The following is a 12,055-nucleotide window of genomic DNA, read 5'->3' as shown; positions in this document are numbered from 1 at the left end:
TTCGCAGTCCTGACGCTATTCTGTTGGCGGCGCTTATTCGGCCGGGTCGGGCAGGCCGAGCTTCTTGCGGGCGTTGGCGGCGGCGGCGGCCTCCGCCTCATAGGCGGCCGAGGTCGCTTCGCTGACGGCGGTTTCGAGCGCTTCGACCTTTTCGCGATCGGCGTCGGACCAGTTGCTGCGGTCGTAACCGGCGTCGAAGTCGCCCGCCGCATCGGCGGCGGCTGCGGCGGCGTCGGCAGCCCCATCGGCCGCGCTCCAGTCGTCGGCGGCGGCATCGACCGCGACCGTGTCGTCGCCCATGCCGTTATACATGTCGCGATTGTCCTTCAGCACCTTGACGTCGACCTTCATCAGCCTGGCGAGCTGGGCCAGCTCGGCGTCGCTCATGTCGGTGAGCCCCTTTTCCTTGGGCAATTCCTTGAACTGCTTTTCCAGCTCGGGGCCGCGATCGATGAACTTGCTGATCACCGGGGGCAGCGCCTTGATCATCGCGACCATGACTTCGGGGTCGGCGCTGAGCGCCATCGACTCGCCGGCGTAGAGGCTGCCGGTCGGGGTCGCGAAAAAGCCGTTCATTTCGCTCAGCTGCGGCCCGGTGAACTTGCGGGCATAAGCATGGGCGAGGCCGTCGCGCATCGAGGGTTCGAGGTCGGTCAGAAATTCGCTGATCAGCGGCCGGACGACCTTCAGCATCTGATCGTCGCGTTCCTTGCGGTGCGGGTCGAACAGGTCGGCGACCGCCTTCTTGGTGTCGGCGTCGAGCGCCGCGATCTTGTCGCTTTCGACGCCGGTCTTGATCGACAGGCTGAGGTCGGACGTCGCCCCCATTTCTTCCATGATCGTGTCGAACATCTTGCCATAGACATTGTCGAGCATCTTCTCGAGCCCGCCGGCGGGGATCAGCGCCGCAGTGGTCTTTTGCGCCAGCGCCAGCCGGGCGGGATCGACCGGCGGCAGGTCCTTGGTGCCGAACATTTTTTCGACCAGCGCGATGGCCTGGTCCATTTCCTTCTGCATCTTGGCCTTGGCGTCGGCGAGGGCTTCTTTGGACATCCCGCCATCGGGGGCGGCGTCGTTCGCCATCACCTCGGCGACCGGCGCCTCTTCGGGTGCGGCGGCATGGGCGCCGAGCGGCGCAAAAGCGACGGTGCCGGCGAGCAGCATGGATTTCCAGGTCGACATAGACTGATTCCTTCCCCTGATGGTCATGCTGCCTTCATTTCGCTTTCCGCGCGGACTTTCAACCATTTCGCCATCTGGTCGCTGACGTCGCGGCCGTCGCGGATGCCCCACACGACGAGGCTGGCGCCGCGCACGATGTCGCCGGCCGCGAAGACGCCGGGCAGGCTGGTCATCATCGTCTGGTGATCGACGCGCAGCGTGCCCCAGCGCGTGACGCTGAGATCGGGGGCGCCGAACAGGTGCGGCAGTTCCTCGGGATCGAAGCCGAGCGCCTTGATCACCATGTCGGCGGGCAGGTCGAAATTGCGGCCGGGATCGGCTTCGGGGCTGCGGCGACCGCTGGCGTCGGGGGCGCCGAGGCGCATGCCGGCGACGGCGACCTGCTTCACGCTCTTGTCGGCGGTGAAGCTTTCGGGGGCGGAGAGCCAGACGAACTCGACGCCTTCCTCCTCGGCATTGGCGACCTCGCGCTGCGACCCCGGCATATTCTCGCGGTCGCGGCGATAGAGGCACTTCACCGATTTGGCGCCCTGGCGCACGGCGGTGCGGACGCAGTCCATCGCGGTGTCGCCGCCGCCGATGACGACGACATGCTTGCCCGCTGCATTCAGGCTGCCGTCGTCGAACGCCGCGACACTGTCGCCGAAGCCCTTGCGGTTCGAGGCGATCAGATAGTCGAGCGCGGCGATCACGCCGGTGGCTTCGTTGCCGGGCACCGATATCTCGCGCGCCTTGTAGACGCCGGTCGCGATCAGGATCGCGTCATGCTTTTGCCGAAGCTCGTCGAGCGTCGCGTCAGCGCCGACCTCGAAACCGAGATGGAAGTGGATGCCGCCGGCCTCGAGCCGCTCGACGCGGCGCATCACCACGTCCTTCTCGAGCTTGAAGCCCGGGATGCCATAGGTCAGCAGCCCGCCGGCGCGGTCGTGGCGGTCATAGACATGGACCTCATGCCCCGCGACGCGCAGATATTCGGCGGCGGTGAGGCCTGCGGGCCCGGCGCCGATGATGCCGACCGACTGGCCGGTCGGCTTGCCGGGATGCACGGGTTCGACCCAACCCTCGGCCCAGGCGGTGTCGGTGATATATTTCTCGACGCTGCCGATCGTCACCGCGCCATGGCCCGAAAATTCGATCACGCAATTGCCTTCGCAGAGCCGATCCTGCGGGCAGATGCGGCCGCAGATCTCGGGCATGGTCGAGGTCGCGTTGCTGAGCTCATAGGCCTCGCGCAGCCGGCCCTCGGCGGTCAGGCGCAGCCAGTCGGGAATATGGTTGTGCAGCGGGCAGTGCACCGAGCAATAGGGCACGCCGCATTGCGAGCAGCGCGCGGCCTGTTCGTCGGCGTCGGGCGCGGCATAGCGCTCGGCGATTTCGCGGAAATCGCGCGCGCGGTCTTCGGCGGAGCGCTTGTCCGGATAATTTTGGTCACGCCCCACAAATTGAAGCATGCGATCGGCAGCCATGCAATTTCCCCTTCGTTGCCGGGCGATTGCATCGTCAAACGGGGCTTGTCACGAAAGAAATCGCCGTTAGGTCAGTTATATTGACCTAAATTTCCGGCAGTTCGGTCGCGAAATCGTCTCCCGCGCAACTATCTTACATTAATGGTATAAATTCGGCCCTATCTGGCGGCAAGCCAGACCAGCGCGGCGGCGCCGACGATGATTCGGTACCAGGCGAAGGGGGTGAAGCCGTAACGCGTCACCACCGCGAGGAACGCCTTGATCACCGCCCAGGCGACGACGAACGAGACGAAGGCGCCGATGCCGATCAGGCCGAGGTCGTTCGTCGTGATCGCATCGCGATGCTTGATCAGTTGCAGCGCGGTCGCGCCGGTCAGCGTCGGCAGCGCGAGGAAGAAGCTGAACTCGGCGGCGGTCTTGCGGTCGACCCCCAGCGACATCGCGCCGAGGATCGTCGCGCCCGAGCGGCTGACCCCGGGAATCATCGCGATGCACTGGACGAGGCCGATCAGGATCGACTGGCGGACCGACAGATTGGCGACCCCGCCGCTCTCTTTCGGCTTGGCATATTTCTCGACCAGCAGGATCGCGAAACCGCCGACGATCAGCGCCCAGGCGACGACCACCGCATTTTCCAGCAGCAACTCGATATAATCGCCGAGCGCGAGGCCGAGGATGACTGCCGGGAAAAAGGCGAGCAACAGATTGCGGACAAAGGCGATCGCCACCGGGTCGCGGCGGAACAGGCCGGTGAACATGTCCCAGAAGAGTTTCCGGTAGAGCACGACGATCGCCAGGATCGCGCCGGGCTGGACCGCGATGTTGAAGATCGCCCAGCGCGACGCGTCATAGCCGAGCAATTCGGTCGCGAGGATCAGGTGGCCGGTCGACGATACCGGCAGAAATTCGGTCAGCCCCTCGACGATGCCGAGGATGATGGCGGTCATAATTTCGGTCATGGAGGTCCTGCGATTGGCGGCCAATACAAGGCGAGGGCGTCCGGTCGATGCCGGACGCCCCCGTCCTGTGCTTGCCCTAAGGCGCGCCGCGATGCTTGGCCAGCCGCTATTTGAACTGCGCGTCGCACACCTTGGAACAAGGCGCGCGGGCGATGGGCAGCCGGGATCAGCGCGCGGCGAGTTCGGCGAAGCGGCCGTTGCGGCGATACTGGACGAGCCAGCCGTCGGCGACCGACGCCAGCGACGCCGGCACGATGCCCAGGTCGGCAACGCCCGCCGCGCCCGCCGCGACGACATTGTCGCGCTGGAGCATCAGCCATTGGTCCTTGGTGATCGGGGCGCCGGGCGCCCAGCCGAAGCCGCTGGCGAGCGCTCCGGCGACCGCATCGGGCACGTCGACGAATAAGGGGCTGCGGCCCGTCGCCTCGGCGATCCAGCGCTGCAGCGCGGCCATCGTCAGCACTTGCGGCCCGCCGAGTTCGAATATGCTGCCCGGCGCGGCGTCGAGCGCCGCGACGACGGCGTCGGCGACATCGCCGACAAACACCGGCTGGAATTTCGCGCCCGGCGCGATCACCGGGATCACCGGCGCCATGCGGATCATCGCCGCGAAACGATTGATGAACTTGTCCTCGCGGCCAAAGACGATCGAGGGGCGCAGGATCGTCGCGGCGGGGAAGGCGGCGCGCACGGCGGCTTCGCCGTCGCCCTTGCTGCGGCCATAGGCCGAGGCGGCTTCGCGGTCGGCGCCGATCGCCGAGACATGGAGCAGCGTCGCGACGCCCGCGTTCGCGGCCGCGCTGGCGATATGGCCGGCGCCCGCCGCGTGCACCGCCTGCATGTCGTCGAAGCTGCCGACGAGGTTGATCACCGCGTCGCTGCCCTGGATGGCGCGCGCCACGCTCGCCGCGTCGCGGACATCGGCGGCGACGAACTGCGTCTGGCCAAGCCCGCCGAGCGGTTTCAGGAAGACGGCCTTGCGCGGCTCGCGCTCGGCGATGCGCACCCGCGCGCCGCGGGCGAGCAGCTTCTGCACGACATAGCGGCCGATAAAGCCGCCGCCGCCCAGCACCGTGATCAATTGTCCGTCGAGATTTCGCATCGCATGAGCCCGTGATGATTCTGCCTTGGCGTGTCCGCCGTCGGGTTCCCATGCCGCGAAGCGCGGGGGCGGGCAAGGGGAGAGCGCCGCCGCCGCACCGAAAAGCGCGACTTTGCGATAAAATGCGTGGCTGTGCCCGCTGCGCGGTTGACAAGCCGACGGCCCCGCCGCTAAGCGCCCGCTCCTACCCCGTGCCCAGATGGCGGAATTGGTAGACGCACCAGCTTCAGGTGCTGGCGATCGCAAGGTCGTGGAGGTTCGAGTCCTCTTCTGGGCACCATTTCCTTATCCCCCAAAGCCCCCCAATGCTTGAAAAAGCGGCAGAAATCTGCCAATAGTTGTCCCTCTTTGCAGCGGGGTGTGTCATGGCGTTTCTGGATAATCCGTCGGACTTGGGGGCATGGTTGGGGGCATATATGCCCAAATGCCCCCAAATCACAAAAAGCGATGCCCCCAAATGTCGCTGAAAGCCGCAGAAATCAGCGCCTTTCGGGCGGGCGATACATCCTATAAAAAGGCCGATGCCAAGGGGCTGTATCTGGCACCATTTCTCTCGAAGCACTAAAAACGCTGGGGGATCGTCGAAAAGACGGTCCCCGGAGAGCATCTTCTACAAGCCGTTGTGGCAGGAAAATCGCGCATCTTGAGGGGGCGTCGCCGCCTAGGCGCCGGGCCCCTCGGAGCCGGGCGGGCGCGCCATGATGCCAAGGCCCCGAAATGGGCGCGCGAGGACAGGTCGCCGGATCGGATTTCCGGGTGGAGAGCAGAGAAGCAGGGAGGAGTGGTGCCGCTTACAGGACTCGAACCTGTGGCCCCATCATTACGAATGATGTGCTCTACCAACTGAGCTAAAGCGGCAACGAGGGGCGCCTCTATCAGCGTGTCGGGGCGAAGACAAGTATCGTGGCGCGGAATCTGGTTTTGCGCCGCATTCGGCGGTTTTGCGGGCCCCACATGGCGCCGCAGACGAGGTGGCGGGGCGGTTTTCTTCCGCGAAGGAGCGCCTGCCTTCGCGCGTCTCCCGGCCGCAAGCGGCGGCGTTGGCTCAATATGTCTCTCGTCCCTTTTTTAGGCCCGGCACTTCTGCATCGATCGATGCGCGAGTTTCGCCAGTAGCGGGAAGCTTTGGGCACGCTCGCGCGCATGTTCGGACGCGGCGGTGCCGCGGATGACGCGGCCCTTGATGCCGTGGAAGATCGCGGCGAGACGGAAATAGTTGAAGGCGATGTAGAAATCCCAATTGGCGATGCCGTCGCGTCCGGTTCGGGCGCAATAGGCTGCGACATAATCCGCCTCCGACGGGATATTCAGCGCGGCGAGATCGGCGCCGGCCAGCCCCGCGACGATATGCGGCGGCATCTGGTACATCATTGCATGATAGGCGAAGTCGGCGAGCGGGTGGCCGAGCGTCGACAATTCCCAGTCGAGCACCGCGATGACGCGCGGCTCGGTCGCATGAAAGATCATGTTGTCGCAGCGAAAATCGCCATGGACGATGCTGCTCTCATCGCCGTCGGGAATGTTGGCGGGCAGCCATGCGACGAGCGCGTCCATATCGGGGTCGCGCCCGGCGTCGCCATCCGCCAGATATTGTTTCGACCAGCGATCGATCTGGCGCGCGAAATAATTGCCGGGCCTGCCATAATCCTCGAGCCCGAGCGCGCGGTAGTCGAGGCCGTGGAGCCGCGCGATCGCCGCGTTCATCGCATCGAAATAGGCCGGACGCTGGTCGCGCGCGACATCGGGAAAGGTCGCGTCCCAGAAGATCCGGCCCTCGACCATTTCCATCACATAGAACCAGCTGCCGATGACGCCGTCGTCGGTGCACAGGCCATGGATATGCGCGACGGGAAAACCGGTGGCTCCCAGCGCCGACAGGATACGCGCCTCGCGGTCGACCGCGTGCGCGCCGGCGAGCACCTGGCCCGGCGGCTTGCGGCGAAGGACATAGGCGGCGGTCGGGGTCACCAGCTTGTAGGTCGGGTTCGACTGGCCGCCCTTGAATTGTTCGACCGTCATCGGCCCGGAAAAGCCGTCGACATGGTCCGCCATCCAGCGCGCGAGCGCCGCCTCGTCGAAGCGATAGGCGTCGCGCACCGCAGTGGTGCCGGCATTGGCGTCCTGCGTCAGCGCGCTCATCGCCGCGGGTCCGATAGGGTCATCAAAGTCTCTCCCGAACTGGCTGCGTCGGCCCCCGTGATTCGGTGGGCCGTCCCGCTGGCCGTGGTGCCAAAAATCGTCATTATCCTGGCATGACGTATTTCCGTCACTGGGCGATGGCGAGGATGATAAGCATATTGAATCAAGCGGATATGCTGAATCAGGCTCGACCGCCACGCGCAAGAAAGTTCGATTTCGTTCGACGATTTCGCCTAAACACTCTTTCGCTTTGGCGTCAAGGGTGCTAGTCCGGCGATGCGATCAGGGCTTTCACGGTGAACGAAAGGCCCGGGCAAGGGGTGAGTGATGTTGAATTACACGCGATTGCTGGAAGCCAATAATGCGATCCAGACGCTGGGCGACGATACCTATTGGCTGTGCGTGACGCGGACGGTGCAGGAATCGAAACTGTTCCCCGTGCCGTCGTACATGCTGCTCTCGTACCTCTGCTGTTTCTATCGCTATCCCGAGCTGCTGCGGAAGGTCGAAGCGAAGATGTCGGCCGAGGAGGTCGGCGACCGCGCCCGCGCGATGGGCGGCAAATTCGGCAACCTGCCCGGCTGGGGCCTGCCGACCTTCTATCTGCTGGGCCGTGAGATGCTGATCAATTTCGGCATGCTCGCGCCCGAGGATGGCGCCGAGGATGTCGCCTATGTGATGGATTTCTGGCGGCGCTTCAAACTGGCGCAGCAGCGCGAGGACGGGCATCTCAATGCGCGCGAGTTCGGGCAGCGGGTGCAATTGCTGCCCGAGCGCCGCGTCCAGCGCTTCCACGCCGACCTCCACGCCTGCGTCGCAGGCGACCGGCTGCACAAGGCGGCGCAGGCGTTCCTCGCCACCGTATCGCAATATGGCTTCCTCGTGTCGTGCGAGAGCCGCGTGTCGCTCAACAACAATGGTCCGTACAAGCTCGACGATGAGCGCGAGCTGATCATTCGCGAATTCAGCGATCTGGCCGAGGGCGACTATCCCTGGCTCGACGGGATTGCCGGCGACATTCCCTATAATAATCTGACCGTCACGATGGAGGCGACGGGGTGCCATTTCTATCTGATGGACGATTGGGGCAGCTTTGAATCGCGCCCCGAATTCACCGCCGAGAAGCTGACCGGGGTCGGACTCTATACGTCGGATGCGCTGTCCGAAGGTTTTGTGCCGGTCGGCATGGGGTCAGCCGATGAGCTCGCCGACACCTTCGAGGATCTGACCGAAAAGGTCCGGGTCGCGACCGTTGCGCTGTGGAAGCGCGTCGCGGGTTGGACGCGCGACCAGATGATGGACGCGGGCGCGCTGGTCTATTTTTCGATGGCGAAGGATTTCGCGCATATCGCCGGGGTCTATGACGTCAATGACTGGATGACGATCGACGCCCGCGCCGACCGGTTCCGGCCGTTGCTCAACGACGAGTTCGGGCGCGATTTCCTGGGCGAGATGGTCGGTCTGGTCGACCTGCCGAGCCAGCGGATCAGCGACTATGCGATGATGCAGCACAACAATGCTCCGGTGCGCTATATCTCGCAGATTCCGTACAGCACGCTGGGTCGCGAAGGCGGGGCGCCGACGCTGGCGCCGATCGCGGAAGGCGTCACGCATCTCGGGCCCAAGGCCGATCGTTACACAACCACCGCCGGGACGCTGACCCTCGCCGAATATAATGCGCGCGCCGCCGCCTTCGTGCCGCGGCAGATGGCGGCCGATTATCGTTTCCTGTGCGATACGACGGTCAAATATCACGCGAATGATGCGGCGGTGCAGGCGATGTACCGCGACGAGCAACGGGGATCGCGGATCGCGGGCAAGGGCGCGGGACTGAGTCGGGCGACGATCGAAGGCCTGCGGGGGGCGGGGCAATGAGCGGCGTCAACCGGAGCGGCGAGCTCGAGCAGCTGATCGCCGAGTTCGAGAAATCGGGGCTGCGCGAACTGCATGTCGTGCGCGACGGCGTCGAAATCTATCTGTCGAACGACAGCAACAGCGTCGGGTTGAACACGGGCGCGGGCATCGCGTCGGCATCGGCAGTCGCTGCTGCCCCCGTCGCGGCTCCGGTCGCGGCCGCCCCTGCCGCCGCATCGCCGTCCGCTCCCGCCGGGGACGACATACCCGAGGGCGCGGTGGTGATCCGGGCGCCCTATCTCGGCACCTTCTATCGTGCGCCCAAGCCGGGCTCGGCGCCTTATGTCGAGGTCGGCAGTGCGGTGACTGCCGAATCCGAACTATGCCTGGTCGAGGTGATGAAGCTGTTCACCACCGTTCGCGCCGATTGCGGCGGTATCGTCCACGCGATCCTCGCGAGCGACGGGGCGCTGGTCGAGGCGGACCAACCCCTGTTCGTGATCGTGAAGGACTGAGCATGGCGATCGGCCGCCTGTTCATCGCCAATCGCGGCGAAATCGCGCTCCGCGTCGCGCGCGCCGCGCAGGCGCTCAATATCGAAACCGTGCTGGGCGTGTCCGAAGCCGATCGCGACAGCGCGGCGGCGCGGCTCGTCGACCGCGTTGTGGTGATGGGACCGGGGCCGGCGGCGAAAAGCTATCTCGACGCCAGGCTGGTCGTGCAGGCGGCGAAGGCGACGGGATGCGACGCGCTGCATCCCGGCTATGGTTTCCTGTCCGAGCGTGCGATGTTCGCGCAGCTCTGCGAGGACCATGGCATCGTCTTTGTCGGGCCGCAGCCGGGGATCATCGACGCGCTGGGCGACAAATTGCGGGCGCGCGAAATGGCGTCGGCGGCGGGGGTGCCGCTGGTGCCGGGCAGCGGCGAGATCGGCAGCGCGGCCGACGCGCGGCGGATCGCCGACCAGATCGGCTATCCGGTGCTGCTGAAGGCCGCGGCAGGCGGCGGCGGACGCGGCATGGTGATCGCCAACAACGCCGACGAGGTCGAGGCGGGCTATGGCCGCGCGAGCGCCGAGGCGCTGGCGGCGTTCAACGACGGCACCTTGTTCATGGAACGCTTCGTTCCCGAGGCGCGCCATGTCGAGGTGCAGCTGATCGGCGACGGGCAGGGCAAGGTCGTCCATTTCGGCGAGCGCGATTGTTCGGTGCAGCGCCGCTACCAGAAATTGATCGAGGAGGCGCCGAGCGTCGCCATGCCCGACACGCTACGCGCCGAGTTGCACAAGGCGGCGGTCGATCTGGCCGCGAGCGTCGACTACCGCAATGCTGGCACGGTCGAGTTTCTGTACGACGTGATGCGGCAGGAGGTCTATTTCATCGAGGTCAATGCGCGCATCCAGGTCGAGCATCCGGTGAGCGAGATGGTGAGCGGCGTCGATCTGGTCCAGCAGCAGCTGCGCGTCGCGGGCGGCCTTGGTCTATCGATGGACCAGGATGATGTCGTGCTGACCGGACACGCGATCGAATGCCGGATCAATGCCGAAGACAGCGCGCGCGGCTTCACCCCGGTGCCCGGCACGATCAGCCGCTGGGCGCCGCCCGAGGGCGAAGGCATCCGCCTCGACAGCCATATGGGCAGCGGCGCCGCGATCCCGCCCTTCTATGACTCGATGGTCGGCAAGCTGATCGTCCATGGCAAGGATCGCGCGCAGGCGGTCGCGCGGCTGACCGATGCCCTCGACGATTTTACCGTCGAAGGCGTGCCGACGACGATCGACCTGCACCGCCAGATCGTCCGCCACCCCGATTTCATCGCCAACGCCTTCCACACGCGCTGGCTCGAACAAAAGATGCTCGCCGAACCGGCGATCGCAGCGGAGTAGTCCATGGCGCATATCAAATTCCTCGACGAGACCTGCCGCGACGGCCAGCAGAGCCTGTGGGGCATGCGGATGCAGGCGGGGCAGGCCTATCCGGTGCTGCCGACGATCGACCAGACCGGCTATTCGACGATCAGCCTGGCCGGATCGTCTCTGTTCGAGGTGCTCGTCCGCCATTGCCAGGAGGATCCCTGGGCGGGCTTCGACCTGATGATGAGCCAGATCAAGAACACGCCGGTGCGCGGCGGGATCCGCTCGAACGGGTCGGTGACCTTCGGCTTCACCCCGCAGGTGCTGATGGACCTGTGGATGGAGCGGCTGTGCGTCCATGGCGTGCGCAGCTGGTGGATTTATGACGTCCTCTTCAACATCGACAAGATGACGCGGCTCGCCAAGCTGTCGAAGAAATATGACTGCAAGGTCGCGGCGACGATGCTGTTCACCCTGTCGCCGGTGCACGACGACGCTTTCTGGGCCGACAAGGCCGACAAATTGTCGGCGATCCCCGAGGTCGACAGCCTGTTGCTCTATGACACCGGCGGGGTACTCGACCGCGACCGGATCAAGACGCTGGTGCCCGCGATCGTCGCCAATGCGCGCGGCAAGCCGGTCGAGATGCATTCGAACAACATGCTGGGGCAATCGGCGAAGGCCTATTGCGACGCGGTCGAGTTCGGGGTCACGGTGCTGCACACCGCCGCGCGCTCGATGGCGAACGGTCCCTCGATCCCGTCGATCGACATCATGGTCAAGAATATGGAGACGCTGGGTCACACCCACGACATCGACGTGTCGAAGCTCCACCCGGTGTCCGATCATTTCCGCAAGGTGGCCAAGACGGCCGGCTATCTGCACGACCAGCATTATGAATATGACGTCACCTCGCTGACCACGCAGATTCCCGGCGGGATGATGGGGACGCTGCGCAACCAGCTGATCCAGCAGAATATGCTCGATATGCTCCCCGCAGTGCTCGACGAGGTGGCGGCGGTGCGCCGCGAGCTCGGCTATCCGGGCATGGCGACGCCGTTCGCGCAGCTCGTCGGCACGCTCGCGGTGCTCAATATCGTTACCGGTAAACGCTATGGCGCGATCCCCGACGAGGTGATCCAATATGCGGCGGGCTATTATGGCGAGCCGCCAGCCCCAATCGATCCGAACGTCATGGACCGCATCGCCGCCGCGCCGCGCGCCAAGGAGATTTTCGGCAGCCCGCCGCCCGAGCCGACGCTCGAGGATCTGAAGCGCCAGCACGGCACCGACGACGAGGACGAGCTGATCCTGCGCGCGCTGGTCCCCGCGACCGACATCGACAAGATGCGCGCTGCCGGGCCGCTGAAGCGCGACTATCCGACGATCTCCTCGCCCGAGATGGAGCAGGTACGGCGGCTGATGCAGGTGGCGAACGCGCCCTATGTGCAGATCAAGTCGGCCGAACTCGACCTCGTCATGCGGAGGTAGTGCCGCCGTG

General features: G+C 65.4%; 9 protein-coding genes and 2 tRNA genes. 5 read left to right on the top strand and 6 right to left on the bottom strand.

The window, feature by feature from the left end; genetic code table 11:
• Positions 1-33: 33 nt before the first annotated feature.
• From ACREB7_RS02915 to ACREB7_RS02900, 4 genes are all read right to left on the bottom strand, one after another.
• Positions 34-1,182 carry a DUF2059 domain-containing protein gene (locus tag ACREB7_RS02915; protein ID WP_431590786.1) on the bottom strand — a complete coding sequence of 383 codons (1,149 nt, stop codon included), beginning with the start codon at positions 1,180-1,182 and terminating at the stop codon, positions 34-36.
• Positions 1,183-1,205: 23 nt separating this feature from the next.
• A complete protein-coding gene (locus ACREB7_RS02910; protein ID WP_431590785.1) occupies positions 1,206-2,648 on the bottom strand; it encodes an NAD(P)-dependent oxidoreductase in 1,443 nt (480 codons plus the stop codon).
• A gap of 158 nt (positions 2,649-2,806) precedes the next feature.
• Positions 2,807-3,607, bottom strand: coding sequence for an undecaprenyl-diphosphate phosphatase (locus ACREB7_RS02905; RefSeq protein ID WP_431590784.1), 801 nt, complete (start codon positions 3,605-3,607; stop codon positions 2,807-2,809).
• Positions 3,608-3,773: 166 nt separating this feature from the next.
• Positions 3,774-4,709 carry a complex I NDUFA9 subunit family protein gene (locus ACREB7_RS02900; RefSeq protein ID WP_431590783.1) on the bottom strand — a complete coding sequence of 312 codons (936 nt, stop codon included), beginning with the start codon at positions 4,707-4,709 and terminating at the stop codon, positions 3,774-3,776.
• Between the two features lie 193 nt (positions 4,710-4,902).
• Between ACREB7_RS02900 and ACREB7_RS02895 the strand changes: the two genes are divergently transcribed.
• Positions 4,903-4,989 (top strand) — tRNA-Leu (locus tag ACREB7_RS02895).
• 502 nt (positions 4,990-5,491) lie between these two features.
• Here ACREB7_RS02895 and ACREB7_RS02890 read toward each other — a convergent pair.
• Together ACREB7_RS02890 and ACREB7_RS02885 are read right to left on the bottom strand one after the other, a co-directional pair.
• Positions 5,492-5,567, bottom strand: a tRNA-Thr gene (locus tag ACREB7_RS02890).
• A 210-nt stretch (positions 5,568-5,777) separates the two neighbouring features.
• Positions 5,778-6,848, bottom strand: coding sequence for a phosphotransferase (locus tag ACREB7_RS02885; RefSeq protein WP_431590782.1), 1,071 nt, complete (start codon positions 6,846-6,848; stop codon positions 5,778-5,780).
• 327 nt (positions 6,849-7,175) lie between these two features.
• Here ACREB7_RS02885 and ACREB7_RS02880 point away from each other — a divergent pair, with 327 nt between their 5' ends.
• Genes ACREB7_RS02880 through ACREB7_RS02865 form a run of 4 tightly spaced genes read left to right on the top strand, consistent with a single transcriptional unit; the run spans position 7,176 to position 12,045 of the window.
• Entirely contained in the window at positions 7,176-8,723 is a 1,548-nt protein-coding gene (locus tag ACREB7_RS02880) for a hypothetical protein (RefSeq protein ID WP_431590781.1), read from the top strand.
• Positions 8,720-9,217 (top strand): acetyl-CoA carboxylase biotin carboxyl carrier protein, encoded by a 498-nt coding sequence (locus ACREB7_RS02875; protein ID WP_431590780.1) that lies wholly within the window; start codon positions 8,720-8,722, stop codon positions 9,215-9,217. The genes ACREB7_RS02880 and ACREB7_RS02875 overlap by 4 nt, the downstream gene beginning before the upstream one ends.
• Before the next feature lie 2 nt (positions 9,218-9,219).
• Positions 9,220-10,587 carry an acetyl-CoA carboxylase biotin carboxylase subunit gene (locus ACREB7_RS02870; RefSeq protein ID WP_431590779.1) on the top strand — a complete coding sequence of 456 codons (1,368 nt, stop codon included), beginning with the start codon at positions 9,220-9,222 and terminating at the stop codon, positions 10,585-10,587.
• Between the two features lie 3 nt (positions 10,588-10,590).
• Positions 10,591-12,045, top strand: coding sequence for a pyruvate carboxylase (locus ACREB7_RS02865; protein WP_431590778.1), 1,455 nt, complete (start codon positions 10,591-10,593; stop codon positions 12,043-12,045).
• The last annotated feature ends 10 nt before the right edge of the window (positions 12,046-12,055 follow it).

This window comes from Sphingopyxis sp. (genome assembly GCF_050725615.1).
In the GTDB taxonomy this organism is placed as follows: Bacteria; Pseudomonadota; Alphaproteobacteria; order Sphingomonadales; family Sphingomonadaceae; genus Sphingopyxis.
Note: the sequence above shows the minus strand (reverse complement) of the source record. Positions and strands in the feature narration are given on the sequence as shown.